Origin of the sequence: Streptococcus mitis, assembly GCF_000960005.1 — a bacterium.
GTDB lineage: Bacteria > Bacillota > Bacilli > Lactobacillales > Streptococcaceae > Streptococcus > Streptococcus mitis_CK.
The window spans coordinates 766,709-789,751 of record NZ_JYGP01000002.1 but is presented as its reverse complement, the minus strand read 5'-3'; the positions used below and the strand labels follow the sequence as shown (position 1 = coordinate 789,751).

General features: G+C 39.7%; 22 protein-coding genes and 2 pseudogenes. 16 read left to right on the top strand and 8 right to left on the bottom strand.

The genetic code is table 11. The annotated features are described in order from the left end of the window. Positions 1 to 16: 16 nt before the first annotated feature. Positions 17 to 634: pseudogene (locus tag TZ90_RS05245) on the top strand (helical hairpin domain-containing protein); the annotation flags it as partial. A 43-nt stretch (positions 635 to 677) separates the two neighbouring features. Here TZ90_RS05245 and TZ90_RS05240 read toward each other — a convergent pair. Then, a complete protein-coding gene (locus tag TZ90_RS05240) occupies positions 678 to 1,526 on the bottom strand; it encodes a helix-turn-helix domain-containing protein (protein ID WP_045612578.1) in 849 nt (282 codons plus the stop codon). Positions 1,527 to 1,876: 350 nt separating this feature from the next. Between TZ90_RS05240 and TZ90_RS10605 the strand changes: the two genes are divergently transcribed. Both TZ90_RS10605 and TZ90_RS10520 read left to right on the top strand, forming a co-directional pair. Then, complete coding sequence (locus tag TZ90_RS10605; RefSeq protein WP_261275263.1) at positions 1,877 to 2,032, top strand: ATP-binding cassette domain-containing protein; 156 nt, start codon at positions 1,877 to 1,879, stop codon at positions 2,030 to 2,032. A 38-nt stretch (positions 2,033 to 2,070) separates the two neighbouring features. Further along, entirely contained in the window at positions 2,071 to 2,700 is a 630-nt protein-coding gene (locus TZ90_RS10520; RefSeq protein WP_265183156.1) for an ATP-binding cassette domain-containing protein, read from the top strand. Between the two features lie 96 nt (positions 2,701 to 2,796). On the opposite strand, the pseudogene TZ90_RS09925 reads toward TZ90_RS10520, so the two are convergent. Beyond that, a pseudogene (locus tag TZ90_RS09925) lies at positions 2,797 to 2,920 on the bottom strand (Rgg/GadR/MutR family transcriptional regulator); the annotation flags it as partial. A 210-nt stretch (positions 2,921 to 3,130) separates the two neighbouring features. Here TZ90_RS09925 and TZ90_RS10235 point away from each other — a divergent pair. Further along, a complete protein-coding gene (locus tag TZ90_RS10235; RefSeq protein ID WP_338060561.1) occupies positions 3,131 to 3,328 on the top strand; it encodes a hypothetical protein in 198 nt (65 codons plus the stop codon). After that, on the top strand, positions 3,318 to 4,532 hold the full coding sequence (locus TZ90_RS05225) for an MFS transporter (RefSeq protein WP_045611848.1): 1,215 nt from the start codon (positions 3,318 to 3,320) through the stop codon (positions 4,530 to 4,532). The genes TZ90_RS10235 and TZ90_RS05225 overlap by 11 nt, the downstream gene beginning before the upstream one ends. A 236-nt stretch (positions 4,533 to 4,768) precedes the next feature. Here the strand turns inward: TZ90_RS05225 and yidA are convergent, their stop codons facing one another. Together yidA and TZ90_RS05215 are read right to left on the bottom strand one after the other, a co-directional pair. Next, entirely contained in the window at positions 4,769 to 5,575 is an 807-nt protein-coding gene (yidA, locus tag TZ90_RS05220; protein ID WP_045611847.1) for a sugar-phosphatase, read from the bottom strand. Between the two features lie 12 nt (positions 5,576 to 5,587). Further along, on the bottom strand, positions 5,588 to 6,892 hold the full coding sequence (locus TZ90_RS05215) for an HD domain-containing protein (protein WP_045611846.1): 1,305 nt from the start codon (positions 6,890 to 6,892) through the stop codon (positions 5,588 to 5,590). A gap of 71 nt (positions 6,893 to 6,963) precedes the next feature. Between TZ90_RS05215 and TZ90_RS05210 the strand changes: the two genes are divergently transcribed. From TZ90_RS05210 to ffh, 3 genes are all read left to right on the top strand, one after another. Continuing rightward, positions 6,964 to 7,341 (top strand): YwiB family protein, encoded by a 378-nt coding sequence (locus TZ90_RS05210; RefSeq protein WP_080890733.1) that lies wholly within the window; start codon positions 6,964 to 6,966, stop codon positions 7,339 to 7,341. 90 nt (positions 7,342 to 7,431) lie between these two features. Then, positions 7,432 to 7,764, top strand: a complete 333-nt coding sequence (locus TZ90_RS05205) for a putative DNA-binding protein (RefSeq protein ID WP_045611844.1) — start codon at positions 7,432 to 7,434, stop codon at positions 7,762 to 7,764. A gap of 11 nt (positions 7,765 to 7,775) precedes the next feature. After that, the gene (gene ffh, locus TZ90_RS05200) at positions 7,776 to 9,347 is read left to right on the top strand and encodes a signal recognition particle protein (RefSeq protein WP_045611843.1); all 1,572 of its coding nucleotides are present in this window, start codon (positions 7,776 to 7,778) and stop codon (positions 9,345 to 9,347) included. Positions 9,348 to 9,441: 94 nt separating this feature from the next. Here the strand turns inward: ffh and TZ90_RS05195 are convergent, their stop codons facing one another. Together TZ90_RS05195 and rsmG are read right to left on the bottom strand one after the other, a co-directional pair. Then, positions 9,442 to 10,725: a uracil-xanthine permease family protein gene (locus TZ90_RS05195; protein WP_045612573.1), complete on the bottom strand. Its 1,284-nt coding sequence runs from the start codon at positions 10,723 to 10,725 to the stop codon at positions 9,442 to 9,444. A 204-nt stretch (positions 10,726 to 10,929) separates the two neighbouring features. Continuing rightward, on the bottom strand, positions 10,930 to 11,643 hold the full coding sequence (rsmG, locus tag TZ90_RS05190; RefSeq protein WP_045611842.1) for a 16S rRNA (guanine(527)-N(7))-methyltransferase RsmG: 714 nt from the start codon (positions 11,641 to 11,643) through the stop codon (positions 10,930 to 10,932). Positions 11,644 to 11,736: 93 nt separating this feature from the next. Between rsmG and TZ90_RS05185 the strand changes: the two genes are divergently transcribed. Both TZ90_RS05185 and htpX read left to right on the top strand, forming a co-directional pair. Next, a complete protein-coding gene (locus TZ90_RS05185) occupies positions 11,737 to 12,297 on the top strand; it encodes a LemA family protein (RefSeq protein WP_000219822.1) in 561 nt (186 codons plus the stop codon). A gap of 1 nt (position 12,298) precedes the next feature. Continuing rightward, positions 12,299 to 13,198, top strand: coding sequence for a zinc metalloprotease HtpX (htpX, locus tag TZ90_RS05180; RefSeq protein ID WP_045611840.1), 900 nt, complete (start codon positions 12,299 to 12,301; stop codon positions 13,196 to 13,198). Positions 13,199 to 13,242: 44 nt separating this feature from the next. On the opposite strand, the gene TZ90_RS05175 is transcribed toward htpX, so the two are convergent. After that, entirely contained in the window at positions 13,243 to 14,769 is a 1,527-nt protein-coding gene (locus TZ90_RS05175) for an ATP-binding cassette domain-containing protein (RefSeq protein WP_045611837.1), read from the bottom strand. Positions 14,770 to 15,190: 421 nt separating this feature from the next. Then, complete coding sequence (locus tag TZ90_RS05170; RefSeq protein ID WP_033681988.1) at positions 15,191 to 15,520, bottom strand: hypothetical protein; 330 nt, start codon at positions 15,518 to 15,520, stop codon at positions 15,191 to 15,193. A gap of 167 nt (positions 15,521 to 15,687) precedes the next feature. Between TZ90_RS05170 and TZ90_RS05165 the strand changes: the two genes are divergently transcribed. The 6 genes from TZ90_RS05165 (at position 15,688) to carB (ending at position 23,038) form a co-directional block, all read left to right on the top strand. Continuing rightward, complete coding sequence (locus tag TZ90_RS05165; protein ID WP_045611835.1) at positions 15,688 to 16,230, top strand: YceD family protein; 543 nt, start codon at positions 15,688 to 15,690, stop codon at positions 16,228 to 16,230. Continuing rightward, a complete protein-coding gene (nth, locus tag TZ90_RS05160; protein WP_000244443.1) occupies positions 16,230 to 16,859 on the top strand; it encodes an endonuclease III in 630 nt (209 codons plus the stop codon). The genes TZ90_RS05165 and nth overlap by 1 nt, the downstream gene beginning before the upstream one ends. Before the next feature lie 210 nt (positions 16,860 to 17,069). Next, positions 17,070 to 17,591: a bifunctional pyr operon transcriptional regulator/uracil phosphoribosyltransferase PyrR gene (gene pyrR, locus TZ90_RS05155; protein ID WP_000644747.1), complete on the top strand. Its 522-nt coding sequence runs from the start codon at positions 17,070 to 17,072 to the stop codon at positions 17,589 to 17,591. Between the two features lie 17 nt (positions 17,592 to 17,608). Then, entirely contained in the window at positions 17,609 to 18,532 is a 924-nt protein-coding gene (locus TZ90_RS05150) for an aspartate carbamoyltransferase catalytic subunit (RefSeq protein WP_045611833.1), read from the top strand. A 49-nt stretch (positions 18,533 to 18,581) separates the two neighbouring features. After that, on the top strand, positions 18,582 to 19,661 hold the full coding sequence (locus TZ90_RS05145) for a carbamoyl phosphate synthase small subunit (protein ID WP_000166853.1): 1,080 nt from the start codon (positions 18,582 to 18,584) through the stop codon (positions 19,659 to 19,661). A 200-nt stretch (positions 19,662 to 19,861) separates the two neighbouring features. Further along, positions 19,862 to 23,038 carry a carbamoyl-phosphate synthase large subunit gene (gene carB, locus TZ90_RS05140; RefSeq protein WP_045611832.1) on the top strand — a complete coding sequence of 1,059 codons (3,177 nt, stop codon included), beginning with the start codon at positions 19,862 to 19,864 and terminating at the stop codon, positions 23,036 to 23,038. The last annotated feature ends 5 nt before the right edge of the window (positions 23,039 to 23,043 follow it).

Genomic DNA, 23,043 nt, shown 5'->3' with positions numbered 1-23,043 from the left:
ACCACCCGTTAGACGGGTGGTCATGATTCCCAATTATCAATTAGATATTCTGGAAGAAGAGAATCAAACAAAATATAAAATCTTTATACGTGAGACAACTTCATACTTTGTATATAACAAAGAACATTCGGATAAGAATCAGTATGTCAAAGGACGAACATTGATAAGACAGCTAACCAACGATAGTCGAGTAATACCATACAGAAGATCTACAGTTAAGAGTCTACAGGAAAAGATTACTGAGATTAACCTCTTCATTGAATTAACTGAAGTAGATAAGAAATACCAAGACATTAAAGACGAGTTAGTAAAAGAAATAGCAGAGATAGATATAAAACTAAATCAAATTAATGAAAAAATCGCCAACTTAAATAAGATGGCGGAAGTGCTTATCAATTTGAAGAGTGAGGATGTGAGCAGTCGAAAGCTTGCAAGATATGACTTTTCAAAATTAAATTTGGCAGAATCAATTACAGTAGAACAAGTAACCGAATAAATAAGAGTGTTTCAAGAGGAGTTGGATCATTATCTTTATGAGTATGAGGAATTAGAAAAAAATCTAGAAATGTTTGTAAAAGTACTGAATGATAAGGATTTTGATAAAAAATTTAGTACAGAAATACTATTGGAATAACAATAATTAATCCTATGGTGGTTAAAGATTAACTATCCTTGTGTCATTGATTAATATATTTGTCATAGTGCTCTTGGTACTGTGCTTTTATATTGTGTTCTCCTAGAATTTCAAATACCTGAAGTGCTTGTTTCATCTTTTCGATTCCGTTCGCAGGATTACGCTTAAATTCAAAATAGCCACACGTATATAAGAAGACGGTTTGTTCATAATAGTTTAATTCATTGTTTAATAATTTTTTTACTTCTTTGATAAGAAAACTACAATTTTGAAATTCTTCTTTATCAACACTAACAATTAGGCAATTGATTGCTAATTGTGTAACAAGCCGTTTATTTGTCTTATTTAATGTTGAATAGATATAATTTTTTAACATTTCTATAGTTAATAGGAAGTAGGAGTTATATTTAATTGTTCTTACACAGTTACCTAATAGGATAATTTCATAGTAACCCCAGTTTTCAACTTTAAAAAGATAATCTGTTAGCTGTAATAACTCCTCGTCCGAGGGGAGAAAATTTTTATTTGTTGTATAGAGAATCGATTTTACCATTGTCTTTTCATAAGGACCCAAGTTATAACTTGAAGAGTTTGATAGTAATTCAATAATACTATCAAAATTTTTTGTGGAGTAGTGTTTTCGAATATATTGCACCAAGTTAGCGAATGATCCAGTTCTAGTAGAATTATTGTCATGAAGAATAATAAATTCATCCAAAGTTATATGTAATTTATCTAAAATATTGATTAGTCGAATACAAGAGATTTCTGATTCTCCCCGTTCAAATCTAGAAATTTGAGATTTAGATAAATTACTATCAGCAATTGAACATAAACTGATTTGCTTTCCTTTTCGAATTTTTCTGAGTGTTATACCAAGTTTTGATTTCAAATTTCCCATTTTCCCAACAAAATTTCAAAGGTTTTTTATTTATTATACAATAAATAAAAACTGAAAGGAAGTCTAAATATGAAGAAAATTTTAAAAAATTCCCTAATTTTATTGTTGGTAATGGATATTATTATTGTCGGTGGATAAAATGTTTAGGTGTACACCTAAGTCTTTAGATATCTTCTAAAGACTTAGTACTGGTTGGAGGACATGATGAAAGATAGTATGTTTAATTATTGGTTAAATTATTTTCCGGAGTATAGTTTAGAAACGTTTGAAGTAGAATAGATATTAAGGACCTATCTTTCTCTTATTCCAAAGACTCAGCTCCTGTAATAGAAAATTTAAATTTGACTATTGAGTCAGGACAGAGAATTGCACTAGTCGGTCAACCGAGGTCAGGAAAAAGTACGTTATCAAAAATACCATCAGGATTATATAAGATTGATACAGGAAAAGTTTTATTTGATGGTGTAAATATTAATCAAATAGATAAAAAATATTAAGTCAAAATTTAGGAGTAGTTCCACAGGATTCATTTTTATTGAACAGAAGTATTCTTGACAATATAACTTTAAAGCACGAAGTTACTTCACAAAAGATAAAGGAAGTTAGTAAAGCAGTTCAAATCTATGATGAAATCATGGCTATGCCGATGAAATTTAACACTATCATCTCAGATTTGGGTTCAAATATTTCAGGTGGTCAAAGACAACGGATAGCACTGGCACGTGCATTAATAAATAATCCTAGTATTGTAATTTTAGATGAAGCAACTAGTGCATTAGACACTATTAATGAGGAAAGAATAACAAAGTATATAAAAAGTCAGGGCTGTACTCAAATAATTGTAGCTCATAGATTGTCAACGATTAATGATGCGGACATTATTTTTGTAATGAAAGGTGGTAAGATTGTTGAGTCAGGAAATCATAAGTACTTAATGGCTCTTGATGGAGAGTACTACAGCTTATATACAAAAAGGAAATTAGGTGTAAAGAAAATGAAGAAAGAAAATGAATATGTAATTTTAACAGCAGCCTTACTAGGGGTGATGATTGGAATAGTGTTTGCTATTTTTTTAGATTTTCCAGTTGAATATGGTCTTTCTTTAGGCTTGTTGAATGGAATAGTATTGGGGTCCCTGATTTCTTACAAAAACAATAAGAATTAAGCATAATTTTTTGCTGTAAACTAAGGAGTAGAGATGGCTATAGTTGAAATTATAAATCTAACAAAAAGCTTTAAAGATATTGAAGTTATTCATAACACTTCTAGTAGAATTATTATCATGAAGAATAATAAATTCATCCAAAGTTATATGTAATTGAACATAAACTGATTTGCTTTCCTTTTCGAATTTTTCTGAGTGCTATACCAAGTTTTGATTTCATATTTCCCGTTTTCCCAACAAAATTTCAAAGGTTTTTTATTTATTATACAATAAATAAAAAATAAAGGGAGGTTCAGTATGAAAAAACTTTTAAAATTTACATGAATATTGTTATTGATTATGGATATTATCATTATAGTCGGAGGTTGAATCTTACCTGTACAGGTAAGTGTTTAGTTACAACTAAACACTTATTTTGGATTATTATTAAATAGATGGTAGTTGTTATCTTGATTTTAGAGTATCTGACGACGATGTTTATTTCATTGAGTTAGTAACTATGTATGGTTTAAGTGAAAATAGTGCGGTACCAACTCTTGCAAAGAGGTTTGGAATAAGTCTTACCAATTTAATAAAAAGTGATATTCATCGTGGTTTAACTAGAAAGAAGGGACATTTTGGATATTAACAAGAAAACGTTTTATACAATAACTTTTGGTGAATTTATATCAAATATTGGAGATAGATTTCAGAAAATTGCTTTTCCAATCTTAATTTACCAAGAATTTCATTCGTCTTTTGCAATGGGAGGAATGGTGATTATTGAATTGCTACCTCAATTCTTCTTGGGATTTGTTATGGGTTACTTATTAGATAATTTCAATAAGAAAAAAATACTATTATGGTCTACATTAATACCTGCATTATTATGTAGTGTAATACCGATATTATCTAAATATTCAGTTTCTATATTTTTTTACTATGTTATTGCATTTTTGATACCTTTATTTTCGACACTTTTTCAAACAGGATTCTCAGTCATTACTCCTGCCTTATTTGAGAAGGAAGAATTGCAAAAATATAATTCTCAGTTTCAAGGTGTCCGAACTATTTCAAAATTAATTTCTCCAGCTATAGCAGGGGTACTAATGTTAAAGTTTAATATTAATAGCATTTTTTTTATTAATAGTGCTTCTTTCTTGTTATTATTTCTTTCAATACTAATTTCATATATTCCAGATCAAGAACACAAGGAGAATGGTAATGATGATATAAAAGAAATTTTTGTAGGTTTTAAAGAGAACTTTACAAATATTAAGTTGAGGATTTCTTTACTCTTTACTATTGTTGTGAATATCGCTATGCTAGGCTTCAATGCAACGATTATTTATTATTTACAGGATCAATTAAAATTATCAAATAGTCTTGTTGGGATTGTTTACTCAATTGCTGGATTTGGAAGTTTGATAGCAGTAACCTTTCTTTCTACTTTTTTGAATAAGAAGGATGCTTTTATATTGATGAATATATCAATGGCAACCATCCCACTTGTCATTATGGCGAGTGGAATAGTAGAAAATTGGATATTTTTTGGAATTTGTTATTCAATTTTGAGCGGACTAATTACAATAGCTTCTGTTTCGATTACAACAATACAGCAGCAAGAAAGTACTGTGTATAATATTGGAAAGATACTTTCTAGTTCTTTTGTAATAGCTACCATTTTTGCTCCTTTTGGAGGGATACTGGCTGCTTATTTTAATTGGCTTTTAAACCCGAGATTAAGTCTAGTTATTTTGGGATTACTAAGTAGTTTATTGGTTATTCTTATAAAGAGTTATGAAAAAAAGCTAACTAAGAAAAGAACTGCAATATTTATGAAGGAAGATTAGTGGGTTAATTATCATTAGAAAAAATAATATTAATTCGTAGTAAAATAAAAAAATGAAAAAGGTTTTACATAATGTACTACCTTTTTCAGATTTAATAATTATTTAGGGGATAGAACTATAGACCAAAAATACTGAATCTTGAACTGCACCCCAAAAGTAAGATTTTTTCTGTCTAACTTTTGGGGTCAGTACAGTATCTCTAATTTCTGGAGTGCTTTTTCTATATTCATATTATTTTACAGTACCCATGTACGGATGGCATGGGCAACGCCGGATTCATCATTTGTTTTGGTGATGTATTTGGCGATTTTTTTGATTTCTGGATTTCCGTTTTCCATGACAACTGGGTTACCAACGACTTCCAGCATGGCACGGTCATTTTCTTCGTCACCGATCGCCATGGTTTCATCTTTGGTCAATCCGAGTTTTTCAGCTAGGTGAGTGATGGCTGAACCTTTGTCCACATTCTTTTTAAGGAGTTCGAGGTAGAAAGGAGCAGATTTGTTGATAGAGTAGCGTTCGTAAAATTCTGCTGGAATTTTTTCAATCGCAGCATCGAGAATCTCAGGCTCATCGATGAACATACACTTGACGATTTCCTTGTCAGCCATTTCTTCAGGTGTACGGTAGAAGATAGGCATGCTGACGAGGGTTGATTCGTGCACTGTATATTTTCCGATATTGCGATTTGCAGTGTAGATTCCATCCTTGGTAATGGCATGCATGTGGACACCGAGCTTGCGACTGAGGAATTCCATATCCAGATAATCCTCATAAGTCAAGGATTCGCTGATAATCTCATGGCCAGTAGCAGTCTCTTGGACAAGGGCACCGTTGAAGGTTACTACATAGTCACCCTCGTCTCTCAACTGCAAGTCGTCGAGAAGTTTGGCAACACCTGCGATAGGGCGACCGGTTGCAATGACGACTTTGACACCAGCTTCTTTGGCATCTTGGACGGCAGAAAAGACTTCAGGAGTGATTTCCTTTTGGCTATTGACTAGGGTTCCGTCGATATCGACGGCGATTAGTTTAATACTCATAAATTTCCTCTTCTAGTTTTTATTTGGTGTAAAATGATCGTTCTCAATCAAGTGTAAAAATTGCTGGGTGATGCTTGCGAAGATGCTGTTTTGATCCAACATTTCTTTTGGGAAATAGAAACGATTATCTCCGTGGCGACTGCCAGCAAGAGATTGGACGATAGGAGACAGGCTAGAGAGTTCGGCCAGTTCTCCATTTTTTTGTAAAATCTCAATCTGTGTTCGTGGATTTTCAGATTCGGGACGATAGATATCATAAGGGAGGTCAAAGTTCTTATGAATGGCAGTATAGTAGTCGGGATCAAAGCCAATGTCCTCGACCAATTTTCTCATGCTGGCGAGTTGGAATTGATCCTCTTGTGAAAAGGTAATGGATTTAAAGACCTTGCGGTTGACAAAGCGCTGTGATAAGTCTGCTAAAATCTTGTCAGGACTGGTCATCCAGAGTTGGAAGTAGGTATTCATCACACCATCATCCAGAGCCAGATAATCAGACAAGGTCACATTTTTTTCAAAGAATGGCAGGAGATGTGGAGAAGTTCGGGCAAAGAAGTCCTTGTCTTCTGGATAAAGTTCCTTAGCCCGTTTGAGAAGATTCTGAAGGAGAACTTCCATGGCACGTGTTGCTGGGTGGAAATAAACCTGCATATACATCTGGTAACGGCTGAGGACGTAGTCTTCGATGGCATGCATGCCATTGCGCTGAAAGGCGATACCATTTTCGACAGGACGAATGACTCGGAGGATCCGAGTCAGGTCAAATTCCCCATAGGAAGCTCCTGTAAAATAGGAGTCGCGCAAGAGATAGTCCATGCGGTCTGCATCAATCTGACTAGAAATGAGTTGTACGACCTGCTTGTTAGGATAGGTATGGTCGATGATACTGGCTACCTTTTCTGGGAAATCTGGCGCCACTTGTAGCAGGACTTGGTGAATCTCTGTCTCAGAGCTTTGGATGATTTCCTGAGTAATGGCTTCGTGATCTGTGTCAAAGAGATGTTCAAAAGTATGGGAGTAGGCACCATGTCCAAGGTCGTGTAGGAGAGCAGCGGTCATGGTGAGGAGAGACTCGGCAGGATTCCATTCTTCAGGATATTTTTCTTCAAAAATCTCCGTGATACGTCGTGCAATTTCATAGACACCTAGACAGTGAGAGAAGCGGCTGTGCTCCCCACCGTGGAAGGTATAACTGGAAGTTCCCAGTTGCTTGATCCGGCGCAAACGCTGAAATTCTTTTGTATTAATCAAGTCATAGATGATTTGATTATTGACATGGATGTAGTTGTGAACTGGGTCACGGAATACTTTTTCGTTCATATGACCATTATAGCAAAAAGCTAGAGTTTTTGGTAAAATAGTAGGACAAGAGACAAGAAAGAGGACTTGATGTGAAGATTCGGATGCGAAATACGATTCAGTTTGATGAGCAGTTGGAAGTGATTGACCAGCTTTATGACGTGGAAGTGCATGAAAAAGGAGATTATAGCTACCTGCTTTTCTATAATGAGGAAAAGGAAAAAGTGGTTATTAAATTTCATGGTCAAGAACTGGTGATGAGCCGATTTTCCAATCCCAAGACCATTATGCGCTTTCTAAAGGATAGTGATAGTTTAGCCTATATTCCTACACCTATGGGCATGCAGGAGTTTATCATCCAAACGAGCCATTATCAAGTTGGTGGGCAAAAGATTGAACTAGATTATCAACTACAAAATCAAGAGGGACATCCCTTTGCCAGCTATCAATTGGTAATTACTTGGGGATAGTCTCTTGTCTTTTTCAAATTTTGCTAGCTATCTTCTCGGATTAGCCTGCTAATGTGGTAGATTAGGCTAATTTTTGGTATAATAAAAGTTATGGAAATCGAAAAAACCAATCGTATGAATGCGCTCTTTGAATTTTATGCGGCGCTTTTGACAGATAAGCAAATGAATTATATAGAGCTCTACTACGCTGATGATTACAGTCTTGCTGAGATTGCCGAGGAGTTTGGTGTCAGTCGTCAGGCTGTCTATGACAATATCAAGCGGACAGAAAAGATTTTGGAAGATTATGAGATGAAATTGCACATGTACTCGGACTACATTGTTCGCAGTCAGATTTTTGACCAGATTTTGGAGCGCTATCCCAATGATGACTTTCTGCAAGAGCAGATAGAAATTTTAACAAGCATTGATAATAGAGAATAAGAGGAAGAAAAATGGCATTTGAAAGTTTAACAGAACGTTTGCAGAACGTCTTTAAAAATTTACGTAAAAAAGGAAAAATCTCTGAATCTGATGTCCAAGAGGCAACCAAAGAAATTCGCTTGGCCTTGCTTGAGGCCGACGTTGCCTTGCCTGTTGTAAAGGACTTTATCAAGAAAGTTCGTGAGCGTGCAGTCGGGCATGAGGTCATTGATACCCTTAATCCTGCGCAACAAATTATTAAAATCGTTGATGAGGAACTGACAGCCGTTTTAGGTTCTGATACGGCAGAAATTATCAAGTCACCTAAGATTCCTACAATCATCATGATGGTCGGTTTGCAGGGGGCTGGTAAAACAACTTTTGCTGGTAAATTGGCCAACAAACTCAAAAAAGAAGAAAATGCCCGTCCTTTGATGATTGCGGCGGATATTTACCGTCCTGCGGCTATTGACCAGCTGAAGACACTGGGGCAACAGATTGATGTGCCGGTTTTCGCTCTTGGTACAGAGGTACCAGCTGTTGAGATTGTTCGTCAAGGTTTGGAACAAGCCCAAGCCAATCACAACGACTATGTTTTGATTGATACAGCAGGGCGTTTGCAGATTGATGAGCTTTTGATGAATGAGCTTCGTGACGTGAAAGCATTGGCTCAACCAAACGAAATTCTGCTTGTCGTTGATGCCATGATTGGTCAGGAAGCGGCCAATGTTGCGCGTGAGTTCAATGCTCAGTTGGAAGTGACTGGTGTTATTCTTACCAAGATTGATGGCGATACTCGTGGTGGTGCTGCCCTATCTGTTCGACACATTACTGGCAAACCAATCAAGTTCACTGGTACAGGTGAAAAGATTACGGACATTGAGACCTTCCACCCAGACCGTATGTCAAGCCGTATCCTTGGCATGGGAGATATGCTCACTTTGATTGAGAAAGCTTCTAAGGAATACGATGAGCAAAAAGCCCTTGAAATGGCTGAGAAGATGCGCGAAAACACCTTTGATTTCAATGATTTCATTGATCAGTTGGATCAGGTACAAAACATGGGCCCAATGGAAGACCTGCTCAAGATGATTCCAGGTATGGTTAACAACCCAGCACTTCAAAACATGAAGGTAGATGAGCGTCAGATTGCTCGCAAACGTGCCATTGTGTCTTCCATGACACCTGAAGAACGTGAAAACCCAGATTTGCTAAATCCAAGCCGTCGACGTCGTATTGCCGCAGGTTCTGGAAATACATTTGTCGAAGTTAATAAATTCATTAAGGACTTTAACCAGGCTAAACAACTCATGCAAGGAGTTATGTCTGGGGATATGAACAAAATGATGAAGCAAATGGGGATCAATCCAAACAACCTTCCTAAAAATATGCCAAATATGGGAGGAATGGATATGTCTGCCCTTGAAGGAATGATGGGACAAGGCGGTATGCCTGACCTGTCAGCTCTCGGAGGAGCAGGAATGCCCGATATGAGCCAGATGTTTGGTGGTGGACTCAAAGGTAAAATCGGTGAATTTGCCATGAAACAGTCCATGAAACGCATGGCTAACAAAATGAAAAAAGCGAAGAAGAAACGCAAGTAAGACAAAGGAAGGCCGCAGGGCTTTCCTTTTTTAGAAAGAAGAAAAATGAGCACTTCCGTAATTGGAAATGCTCGTTTTTGATGTATTTAGACCCTTAGTCTTTATTTTCGTATGGCAAGATTAAGTTCAAGATGATTCCTGTCATGGCTGATAGGGCAGTACCTGAAAGGGTAACTGGACCAAGTTTAAGGATAGCTCCTCCAAGTCCAAGGACCAACATAGCACTTGCGATGATGAGATTACGCATTTGACCGAAATCAACACGTTCTTTAATCAAGACTTTCAAACCGTTGCTGGCGATAACTCCATAGAGAAGGATTGACATACCACCAAGTACAGCGTTTGGAATAGTTGAAATCAAGGCAGTAAATTTACCAAGGAAGCTAAGGGCAATTGCGATAAAGGCAGCGTTACGGATAACTGAGACAGAAGCGATACGAGTCATACCGATAACCCCTGTATTTTCTCCATAAGTTGTATTGGCTGGTCCACCAAGGAAGGCAGAAACAGAAGTTGCAATACCGTCACCAAGAAGTGTACGGTGAAGACCTGGTTCTTTCAAGAATTGACGGCCACAGATTTGACCCAAAACAGTATGGTCTCCGATATGTTCAGAAATTGTTACGATAGCGATTGGCAAGATGGCGATAGTTTCTGGACCAAAGTAAAGATTGTACTCTTTAAAGGCACCACCAGTGCTAAATGGCAAGTAGAAACCAGGAATTTCAAACCAGTTGGCTTTAAGAACTGGTGTAAAGTCAACTAGCCCAAGAGCTAGAGCGAAGAGGTAACCACCGATAATGGCAAAGAGGAAAGGAATGATTCGTAGGAAGCCTTTTCCTTTTGTATTGATAAAGGCAGCAATCAAGAAAGTAACAACCGCTACAAGAGCATTTTTCCAATTTCCGTCCGCTACAAGCCCAGCGTTAGTAACAGCTGAACCTGCAAGTCCAAGACCGATAACGATAATCATAGGTCCGATGATGATTGGTGGCAAGAGTTTATCAATCCATTTTGTACCTGCAAAACGAACACCAGCAGCAACAAGGACGTAGACCAAACCAGTCAAGATAACCCCTGTTTGGGCAGCAGATACATCCCCACCCATTTCTTTCATAGCCAGTGACATAGCTGTGATAAAGGCAAATGAAGAACCTAGATAAACTGGAACTCTAAATCCAGTTGAAATCATGTAGATAAGTGTTCCAACACCTGAAGCAAAAAGGGCAACAGATACAGGCATTCCCAAAATCAATGGTACCAGGATGGTTGCACCAAACATGGCGAAAACGTGTTGGAAGCTAAGGAGAATTCCTTTTCCAGCTGAAGGACGTTGGTCAACGTCTAGTAACAAATCAACAGTTGATTCTTGTTTCATATAAACCTCACTTTTGGGCATCAAAAAAGAGCCCATTATTTTACAGCAATAGGCCCTCAGAGTAAGACTTCTCTAAAATCTAGATTTTAAAGAGTTTTAAATATTTCTGCGTCTTCGTCACCTCACGGGATGACATTAAAAACCTTTGCTTGTGATAGTATAGCAGAAATTACGAACTTTGTAAATATTTTTTTACTAAAAAATTTAAAGCGGGCGTTTATTGGGCATGCCAGCCTTACGTGGAAATTTATTTGGTGTTTCTTTTTTCTTTTCTACCACTGTGATGTAGCGCGGATCTCCATTTGGTAGGGCGTAGCTGAGATTGTCTTCGACTTTACTGAAGAGGAGGTTGAGGGCATTCTTAGCTTCTAATAATTCCTCAGGAGCATTGCTAGCCTTGAGTGCCAATAGTTTTCCGCCAACTTTAAGGTAGGGAATAGTTAATTCAGATAGCACTTGCATACGGGCAACCGCACGAGCTGTTACAAAATCATACTGAGCACGGAAGTTTTTGTCTTGGGCAAAATCTTCGGCACGTCCATGGTAGAAATGAACATCATCTAAATCCAGTTCTTGAGCCAAAAGTTGGAGGAAGTTGATGCGCTTGTTTAGCGAATCAATGATGGTCACATCTAACTGAGGATAGAGGATTTTCATCGGCAGACTAGGAAATCCTGCCCCAGCTCCAATATCAAGAAGTTTGATATTTTCATTAGGAATCAAGCCTTGCAGAATAGGTGCAATCGAATCGTAAAAATGTTTGAGATAAACTTCTTCCTTGTCTGTAATAGCCGTCAAATTAATCTTTTCATTCCAATCGACCAAGAGCTCAAAATAACGTTCAAATTGTTTTTTTTGCTGGTCCGAAAGTGGAAGATTTTGCTCGGCAAGCAAGTTGTAAAATGTTTCTGGTTTCATAGTTATTTCCTTCTTTAGTATCATCTTATTTTACCACAATCATTAAAAATTTGATATACTGGTACTAATCTAAAAGCAGAAAGGACTTATATAATGACTTGGATTATTCTTGGAGTTATTGCTCTTATTGTTATTTTTGTGATTGTTAGCTATAACGGTTTGGTTAAGAATCGTATGCAAACAAAGGAGGCTTGGAGTCAGATTGATGTTCAGTTGAAACGTCGAAATGATCTCTTGCCAAACTTGATTGAGACTGTAAAAGGTTATGCCAAATATGAAGGTTCTACCCTTGAAAAGGTGGCAGAACTTCGCAATCAAGTTGCTGCAGCGACTTCACCAGCAGAAGCTATGAAAGCTAGTGATGCCCTCACTCGTCAAGTTTCAGGTATTTTTGCAGTTGCAGAAAGCTACCCAGACTTGAAAGCTAGTGCCAACTTTGTTAAATTGCAAGAGGAGTTGACCAACACAGAAAATAAAATTTCTTACTCTCGTCAACTCTACAACAGTGTTGTCAGCAACTACAATGTAAAATTAGAAACTTTCCCAAGCAATATTATCGCTGGGATGTTTGGATTTAAAGCAGCAGATTTCCTTCAAACACCAGAAGAGGAAAAGGCAGTTCCTAAAGTTGATTTTAGCGGTTTAGGTGACTAAGATGTTGTTTGATCAAATTGCAAGCAATAAACGAAAAACGTGGATTTTGTTGCTGGTATTTTTCCTACTTTTAGCTCTTGTTGGCTATGCGGTTGGTTACCTCTTTATGAGGTCTGGGATTGGTGGTTTGGTTATCGCACTGATTATCGGCTTTATCTATGCCTTGTCCATGATTTTTCAATCGACAGAGATTGTCATGTCCATGAATGGAGCGCGTGAGGTTGATGAGCAAATGGCACCAGACCTCTACCATGTAGTGGAAGATATGGCTATGGTGGCTCAGATTCCTATGCCTCGTGTTTTCATCATTGATGATCCAGCCTTAAATGCCTTTGCGACAGGTTCTAACCCTCAAAATGCGGCGGTTGCTGCGACGTCAGGTCTCCTAGCTATCATGAATCGTGAGGAGCTAGAAGCTGTTATGGGACATGAAGTCAGTCATATTCGTAATTACGATATCCGTATTTCGACTATTGCTGTCGCCCTTGCTAGTGCTATCACCATGCTTTCTAGTATGGCAGGTCGTATGATGTGGTGGGGTGGAGCAGGTCGCAGACGAAGTGACGATGATAGAGATGGAAATGGTCTTGAAATCATTATGCTAGTGGTCTCCCTACTTGCAATTGTGCTGGCACCTCTCGCTGCAACCTTGGTGCAACTAGCTATTTCGCGTCAGAGGGAATTTCTAGCTGATGCTTCCAGTGTCGAGTTGACCCGCAATCCTCAAGGAATGATTAATGCCCTACGTAAGCTGGATAATAGCGAGCCGATGCATCACCACGTTGATGATGCCAGCAGCGCACTTTATATCAATGATCCCAAGAAAGGGGGAGGGTTCCAAAAACTCTTTTATACCCACCCACCTATCTCAGAGCGAATTGAACGTTTAAAACAGATGTAAAAAGAATCCAGAGGTTGTCTCTGGATTTTTGCTATGTTCAAAGTTTATAAATCTTCTAAATTAACTACATCCAAACCGTGTTCTGTCAAGCGATAGATAGTCGAACAGACCTCTTTTAAGAAACGACGGTCATGCGAAACAGTGATGATACCGCCTGGATAGGTTGCAAAGAGTTTTCTAATTTGGGGTTGAGAAGTGGGAGAAAAGTTTCGTGTGGGTTCATCTAGCAGGAGAAAGTTTGGTTTGCGCAGGACTAAATCCAAAAGCAGGAGTTTACCCTGTTGTCCGCCGGATAAGGAGCGAATTTTGTGGTGCATCTCTGGATAACTGAAATTGAGACTGGCTAGGTGAGATTGGATTTTCTGTAGTTCTTCTTTTTGTCCAGTTTGGCTAAGATAGGCTATTGGGGATAAATCCAATTGCAATTTCTTGTGATAATCTTGTGGCATAACACCAAGAGAAATCTCTCTTTTGGCACTTAGTAGTTGTTGCAATTTGGTTAACAGAGTCGATTTTCCAACACCATTTGGGCCGATGATACCGATTTTTTCTTGGCCACGGACAGTTAGTTGTAACTCCTGAACTAAAACTCGGTCGTTAATGGACAAATTTTCTTTTTCCAGATGGATTAAGACTTTGGAAGCCGGTAATGGTTGGATGTCTGAAAAGAAAAGTTGGATTTGTTCCTCTTCAAGTGGCTTTTGAGTCATGGACTGAGCTGCCCTTTCGTAGCGTTTTTCTTGTGAGAGGACAGTTCTCATCTTTTTAGCCAATAGGCGACCGGCAGTACTGTCTTTGGTAGCTCGAAGTGCAGTTTCTACATTTTGCTTGACTCGGCGATGTTTTTCCATGGTTTTGTCATAGGTTCTTTGGTCGTTAGCAGCTTGCTGACTTTGTCTGGTAAAATTAGCCTTTCTCTGCTCACTGTAGCGATCATAGTCTAAATGCTCTACTAGTGTTTCCGCTTCTCTACGGTGCTTGACCAGTCGCAAGTGGACAATAGTGTCTGCCGTTTGAGAAAGAAATTCTTCATCATGGGAAATGAAAATAACAGTTTGTCTAATCCTTTGAATCTGATTTTTTAGCCAATCAACCGTCTCAAGGTCTAGGTCATTTGAAGGTTCATCTAAAAATAAAATCTCAAAGGGTTTGGCTAACTCATGGATGAGCTGAATTTTCAAAGCTTCGCCCCCTGATAGACTGCCAATCTCTTGGTTGCTAGCAAAGCGATCGCCATCAAAATGCAATTCCTCAGCCAAACGATAGAGGATACTGTAGTCTAAATCAAGAGAATCTAAAAAGAAGTAGTCGTGTAGACTTTTCTTTTTCAGCTCCTCGGGAAGTTTTTGAGGAATATAGGCCAGTGACTGATAGTCAGACTGGATGTCTCCCTTGATAGTGAAATCAGACAAATATTCCCCCATTAAAGTTTTAAGTAAGGTTGATTTGCCATTTCCTTCCTCTCCAATAATAGCTACTTTTTCCCCGTCTTGGATAGTCATGTTTAAGTCTGAGACAAGATCACGTAAATCTTTGTTTTGTGTGATGGTCAGATGATTGATTTTTATCATATTGTTGCCCTTTCTAGAATGTCCAATAGTGCATAACAAAAAGCTCTACTTTACTTAGTAGAGCCAATGTCTATGTCAAAAAAACTCTATTAATACTCTTCGAAAATCTCTTCAAACCACGTCAGCATCGCCTTACCGTATATATGTGACTGACTTCGTCAGTCTTATCTACAACCTCAAAACAGTGTTTTGAGCAGCTTGCGGCTAGCTTCCTAGTTTGCTCTTTGATTTTCATTGAGTATAAAATGCCAGAAAAAGAGCATAAAAGAGCATGCAAAAAGAGACAAAAACAAGATCTACTAAATAAAGTTCTTTATTTGATAGACTTAGTTGTTCATGTCTCCCTTACCTCCGAGTATTAGTACCTCTATCCTATACCTTTAAGGAAATTTTGTCAACAGAAAACTGGAAATTCTATGCTCTAAAACCCAAAAACAGGTCCATAAAGAGTTAGTACGTGTTTGACATGCTCGTAATGGAACTTGTCATAGTTTCGCCAAGCAGTGCGTGCTTGGTCATTCAGTTTTAGGCTACCGAGACCTATCAGAAGACTGGTACGTTGGTAAAATTTCTCAAGGTCTATTAAGATACTGTTGTCCAACTTTTCCGCTTTTTTGAGCTCTTGCAGAGTAGTATTTAGCAGCTCTTGCAGTCGAATATCATCTGCCCTACCCTGTTTGCAGCTTTGGAAACTTTTATTTAACTCGGATAGGAGTTGGGTTGCATTAGTAATGAGTTCTTTGTCTTCCATATGAGCATCCTCCTTGCTCTGATGTATTATTGCCTATAGTATAGCACTAAAAAACAAAATGTCATAGTAAATATGTTAAAGAATCGAGTTTTAATTATAAAGTTTGGTGGGCTGATTTGTAGGCTTTTCATGATATAATCAAGAGAGTAAATCTTTATGGAGGAAGTATGAAATTAAATATTCAAGAAATTCGTAAGCAGCCTGAAGGCTTGCATTTTGAACAAACGTTAGACCTAGCCGCAGACCTGCGTGCACGCAATCAAGAAATTTTAGATGTAAAAGATATCCATGCGGTTGGGAAAGTACAGTACGAAGACCGTATGTATTTCTTAGATTATCAACTATCTTATACCATTGTTCTTGCTTCAAGTCGCAGTATGGAGCCGGTTGAGTTAGTTGAATCTTATCCAGTAACGGAAGTTTTCATGGAAGGAGCAACCAACCAGCTAGATCAAGAAGTTTTAGACGATGATTTGGTCTTGCCTATCGAAAATGGGGAACTTGACCTTGCTGAGAGCGTGTCAGACAATATCCTACTAAACATTCCTATCAAGGTCTTGACGGCTGAAGAAGAAGCTGGTCAAGGATTTGTTTCAGGAAATGACTGGCAAATCATGACAGAGGAAGAATACCAAGCTCAACAGGCAGTTAAGAAAGAAGAAAACAGTCCTTTTGCTGGCTTACAAGGACTATTTGATGGAGACGAATAATGGTCTTGTCAAAAAAACGCGCACGAAAGGTGCTAGAAGAAATCATTGCTCTTTTTCCAGATGCCAAGCCCAGTCTTGATTTTACCAATCATTTTGAACTACTAGTTGCGGTCATGTTGTCAGCTCAGACAACGGATGCAGCGGTAAATAAGGCTACACCGGGTCTCTTTGCTGCCTTTCCAACGCCACAAGCCATGTCTGTGGCGACTGAGAGTGAGATTGCTTCACATATTTCTCGCCTGGGACTGTATCGGAATAAGGCTAAATTCCTTAAAAAATGTGCTCAACAGTTACTAGACGACTTTGATGGTCAAGTTCCTCAAACACGTGAGGAATTGGAGAGTTTAGCAGGTGTTGGTCGCAAGACTGCCAATGTTGTCATGAGTGTGGGCTTTGGAATTCCAGCCTTTGCAGTAGACACTCATGTGGAGCGTATTTGCAAACACCATGATATCGTCAAAAAATCAGCAACACCACTTGAGGTGGAAAAGCGGGTCATGGATATCTTGCCGCCGGAGCAGTGGTTAGCAGCCCATCAGGCTATGATTTATTTTGGAAGAGCCATTTGTCATCCTAAAAATCCAGAGTGTGACCAGTACCCACAGTTATATGATTTTAGCAATTTATAAGATAAGGGATCAAAAGTTTTTGCTTGATTTTAAGCATGCTTTGTGCTATAGTATTTGATAACTAAATATTCCTTTAAACCTGTCCCGTGAGGCAGGCAAGGAGCGCGATAAAGTAGAAGGGTGAAGTCTATACTGTTTGCAGTAGGGCTCGCTTGGCTATACATTTCAAGTCTCCTTGTTTAAGGAGACTTTTCTTTTTGGAGGTTTGTCATGAAGGCAAAAGAAGTTGTAGACGAATTGACCGTCAAACGAGCGATTACGCGTATTACTTATGAGATTATCGAACGCAACAAAGATTTGAATAAAATCGTCTTGGCTGGTATTAAAACTCGCGGTGTCTTTATCGCCCACCGAATCCAAGAACGTTTGGAGCAGCTAGAAAATCTTTCAGTTCCTGTTGTGGAATTGGATACTAAACCTTTCCGTGATGATGTTAAAAGTGGAGAAGATACTTCTTTGGTTTCTGTCGATGTGACAGACCGCGAAGTTATCTTGGTGGATGATGTGCTCTATACAGGTCGTACCATCCGTGCTGCTATTGATAATATTGTAGGTCATGGTCGTCCTGCGCGCGTGAGTTTAGCAGTTCTAGTCGATCGTGGACATAGAGAATTGCCAATCCGTCCAGATTACGTTGGAAAAAATATCCCAACTAGTCGTTCTGAAGAAATCATCGTAGAGATGGCAGAACTTGATGGCCAAGACAGAGTTCTGATTACTGAAGAAGCTTAGAAAGCTAAGGAGTAGCCATGTCAGAAAATCAACAAGCATTGAACCATGTGGTGTCCATGGAAGACCTCACTGTCGATCAAGTGATGAAATTAATCAAGCGAGGAATTGAGTTTAAAAATGGAGCCCAGCTTCCTTATGAAGACCATCCGATTGTTTCCAATCTTTTCTTTGAGGATTCTACACGGACGCATAAGTCCTTTGAAGTGGCAGAAATTAAACTGGGATTGGAACGACTTGACTTTGATGTGAAGACTAGTTCGGTCAATAAGGGTGAAACACTTTATGATACTATCCTGACCCTATCTGCACTAGGAGTGGATGTCTGTGTGATTCGCCACCCAGAGGTTGACTACTACAGAGAGTTGATTGCTAGTCCCACGATTACGACTTCCATCATCAATGGTGGAGATGGTTCGGGCCAACACCCTAGCCAGAGCTTGCTTGATTTGATGACTATTTATGAGGAATTTGGTCACTTTGATGGTCTTAAGGTTGCTATTGCAGGTGACTTGGACCACTCACGCGTTGCTAAATCCAATATGCAGATTTTGAAACGCTTAGGTGCAGAACTTTATTTTGCTGGACCTGAGGAATGGAGAAGTCAAGAGTTTGCAGACTATGGGCAGTTTGTAACTATTGATGAAATCATTGATCAGGTGGATGTCATGATGTTTCTCCGTGTGCAACATGAACGTCATGATAGTGGAGCTATCTTTTCAAAAGAGGACTACCATGCCCAACATGGCTTGACTCAAGAACGTTACGACCGTTTGAAAGAAACAGCAATCCTCATGCACCCAGCTCCAGTCAACCGTGATGTAGAAATCGCAGACCACTTGGTTGAAGCACCAAAATCACGGATTGTCCAACAAATGACCAATGGTGTCTTTGTTCGAATGGCAATCTTAGAATCCGTACTGGCGAGTAGAAACGCCAACTAAAACACAAGACGTTAAAAGACGCCAGTGAGCGTCCACGAGAGGTGAAAATATGACAAAAAGACTTCTAGTATTAGAAGATGGCACAGTTTTTGAAGGCAAGGCCTTCGGAGCAGATATTGATGTAACAGGCGAAATCGTCTTTAATACAGGGATGACCGGCTACCAAGAATCCATTACAGACCAGTCTTATAATGGACAAATCTTGACCTTTACTTATCCTTTGGTAGGAAATTATGGAATCAACCGTGATGATTACGAATCTATTATTCCAACTTGTAAAGGAGTCGTTGTTTTCGAAGAGGCGCGTAGAGCCAGCAACTGGCGCAACCAAATGACGCTAGATGAATTTTTGAAAGCCAAGAAAATTCCGGGTATTTCAGGGATTGATACGCGTGCACTCACCAAGATTATCCGTAAGCATGGTACCATGCGTGCAACCTTGACCCATGTTGGGGACAGCATGGACCATGTAACTGACCAGCTCCAAGCAACAGTTTTGCCGACAGACAATATCAAGCAGGTTTCTACTAAAACATCCTATCCAGCTCCAGGAGTTGGTTTAAGCGTGGTGCTAGTGGACTTTGGTCTCAAGCACTCAATCTTACGTGAGCTTTCTAAGCGTAACTGTAACGTGACCGTCGTTCCTTATTCAACAACGGCAGAAGAAATTCTCCATCTCAATCCTGACGGAGTTATGTTGTCAAACGGTCCAGGTAACCCCGAAGACGTTCCACAAGCACTCGACATGATTCGTGGTGTACAAGGAAAAATTCCAATTTTTGGTATTTGTATGGGGCACCAACTCTTTGCTATGGCAAACGGGGCTAAGACTTACAAGATGAAGTTTGGTCACCGTGGTTTCAACCATGCGGTACGTGAAATTGCTACAGGACGTGTGGATTTTACAAGTCAAAACCATGGTTATGCAGTTAGCCGTGAGGATTTGCCAGAGCACTTGATCATTACCCATGAAGAAATCAATGACAAGTCAGTCGAAGGTGTACGTCACAGATACCAACCTGCTTTCTCTGTTCAATACCATCCAGATGCAGCCCCTGGTCCACACGACGCAAGCTACCTATTTGACGAGTTTATCGAGATGATGGAAGCTTTTAAACAATCAAACTAAGAACGAGTAAAAGCTCGTCGGAGAATTTATTTAATGGCAACCCGAGAGTTGCCGAATAGAAAGGAGAAGATACATTGTTCGCGGAAGTGAACACGCCCTAAGAACTGTGTGAAAAAGATAAACATCGTCTTGACGCTAAAGGCGTCTGCACCGAGTTTCCTATTTTCACTGTGTTCTTTACGGGCTTTGTATCATAAACTATGCCTAAACGTACTGATATTCAAAAAATTATGGTGATTGGTTCTGGTCCGATTATTATTGGTCAGGCTGCTGAGTTTGACTACGCTGGGACCCAGGCTTGCTTGTCGTTGAAAGAGGAAGGTTATGAGGTTGTCTTGGTTAACTCAAACCCTGCCACCATCATGACGGACAAGGAAATTGCTGATAAGGTTTATATTGAACCAATTACACTTGAGTTTGTGACACGTATTCTTCGTAAGGAACGTCCAGATGCTTTGCTTCCAACCCTTGGTGGTCAGACAGGGCTCAACATGGCCATGGAATTGTCTAAAAATGGTATTCTAGATGAGCTTGGTGTTGAACTTCTGGGTACCAAATTATCTGCCATTGACCAAGCGGAGGACCGTGACCTCTTTAAACAATTGATGGAAGAATTGGAACAACCCATTCCAGAATCTGAAATTGTAAACACTGTTGAAGAAGCTGTTGCCTTTGCAGCAACAATTGGCTACCCAGTCATCGTCCGTCCAGCCTTTACACTTGGTGGTACTGGTGGTGGTATGTGTGCCAACGAGGAAGAATTGCGTGAAATCGCTGAAAATGGTTTGAAATTGTCACCTGTTACCCAATGTTTGATTGAGCGTTCAATCGCAGGTTTCAAGGAAATCGAATACGAAGTGATGCGAGACTCAGCTGATAATGCTTTGGTTGTTTGTAACATGGAAAACTTTGATCCAGTTGGGATTCACACAGGGGATTCCATTGTATTTGCCCCTGCCCAAACCATGTCAGACTATGAAAACCAAATGCTTCGTGACGCTAGCTTGAGTATTATCCGCGCTCTCAAGATTGAAGGTGGGTGTAACGTTCAGCTAGCCCTTGATCCGCATAGCTTCAAATACTATGTCATCGAAGTAAACCCCCGTGTATCACGTTCTTCAGCCCTTGCTTCAAAGGCGACAGGTTATCCGATTGCTAAGTTAGCTGCTAAGATTGCCGTCGGTTTGACCTTGGATGAGGTTATCAACCCAGTCACAGGTTCAACCTATGCCATGTTTGAGCCAGCCCTTGACTACGTTGTTGCCAAGATTCCACGTTTCCCATTTGACAAGTTTGAAAAGGGTGAGCGCCGTCTTGGTACTCAGATGAAGGCCACTGGGGAAGTCATGGCGATTGGTCGTAACATCGAGGAATCTCTCCTTAAGGCTTGCCGCTCCCTTGAAATTGGGGTGCACCACAATGAAATGCCTGAACTTGCAGCAGTTTCTGATGATGCCTTGATTGAAAAAGTTGTCAAGGCCCAAGATGACCGTCTCTTCTATGTATCAGAAGCTATTCGTCGTGGTTATACACCTGAAGAGATTGCAGAGCTTACAAAAATCGATATCTTTTATCTCGATAAACTCCTACATATCTTTGAAATTGAGCAGGAGTTGGGTGCCCATCCACAAGATCTTGAAGTTTTGAAAACTGCAAAATTGAATGGATTTTCAGACCGTAAGATTGCTGAGCTCTGGAAAACGACTGCTGACCAAGTGCGCCAACTTCGTTTGGAAAACAAGATTGTTCCTGTTTATAAGATGGTCGATACTTGTGCGGCGGAGTTTGACTCTGAAACACCATATTTCTATTCAACCTATGGTTGGGAAAATGAGTCTATCAAGTCTGATAAGGAATCTGTACTAGTCCTAGGTTCTGGTCCAATCCGTATCGGTCAAGGTGTTGAGTTTGACTACGCAACTGTTCACTCGGTTAAGGCTATTCAAGCGGCTGGCTATGAAGCCATCATCATGAACTCAAACCCAGAGACCGTTTCAACAGACTTCTCTGTGTCAGATAAGCTTTACTTTGAGCCATTAACATTCGAAGATGTCATGAATGTCATCGACTTGGAGCAACCAAAAGGGGTTATCGTTCAGTTCGGTGGTCAAACAGCCATCAACCTTGCGGAGCCATTGGCAAAAGCAGGTGTGACCATCCTTGGTACACAGGTTGCTGACCTAGACCGTGCCGAAGACCGCGACCTCTTCGAGCAAGCTCTTAAAGATTTGGATATTCCACAGCCACCAGGACAAACTGCTACCAATGAAGAAGAAGCAGTGCTTGCGGCTCGCAAGATTGGCTTCCCAGTTCTTGTCCGCCCATCTTATGTACTTGGTGGACGTGCCATGGAAATCGTTGAAAACGAAGCAGACCTTCGTTCTTACATGCGAACTGCTGTTAAGGCTAGTCCAGACCACCCAGTTCTTGTTGATTCTTATATCGTTGGACAAGAGTGTGAAGTTGATGCCATTTCAGACGGAGAAAATGTTCTCATCCCTGGTATCATGGAGCACATCGAACGAGCTGGTGTTCACTCAGGTGACTCAATGGCCGTTTACCCACCACAAACCTTGTCGCAAAAGGTGCAAGAAACAATCGCAGACTATACTAAGCGCCTAGCAATTGGTCTTAACTGTCTTGGAATGATGAACATCCAGTTTGTTATCAAGGATGAAAAAGTCTATGTTATTGAGGTCAATCCACGTGCCAGCCGTACGGTTCCATTCCTTTCAAAAGTAACCAATATCCCTATGGCTCAGGTGGCGACCAAGCTCATTCTTGGTCAAAACCTTGAAGAACTGGGCTACCAAGATGGTCTTTACCCTGAAAGTACTCGCGTTCATATCAAGGCACCTGTCTTCTCCTTTACCAAACTAGCTAAGGTAGACAGCTTGCTCGGTCCTGAAATGAAGTCAACAGGTGAAGTTATGGGTTCTGATACTACTTTGGAAAAAGCTCTCTATAAGGCCTTTGAAGCTTCTTACCTCCACTTGCCAACTTTTGGTAACGTTGTATTTACTATCGCTGATGATGCCAAAGAAGAAGCTTTGGACTTAGCTCGTCGTTTCCAAAATATTGGCTATGGAATCCTCGCGACAGAAGGGACAGCAGCCTTCTTTGCCAGTCATGGCTTGCAAGCCCAACCTGTTGGTAAGATTGGTGATGACGATAAGGATATTCCAAGCTTTGTTCGTAAAGGAAGAATTCAAGCTATCATTAACACAGTAGGAACCAAACGAACTGCAGACGAAGATGGAGAGCAAATCCGTCGTTCAGCCATTGAACACGGAGTGCCCCTCTTCACAGCCCTAGATACAGCTAACGCCATGCTCAAAGTATTGGAAAGCCGTAGTTTTGTCACAGAAGCAATTTAAATAGA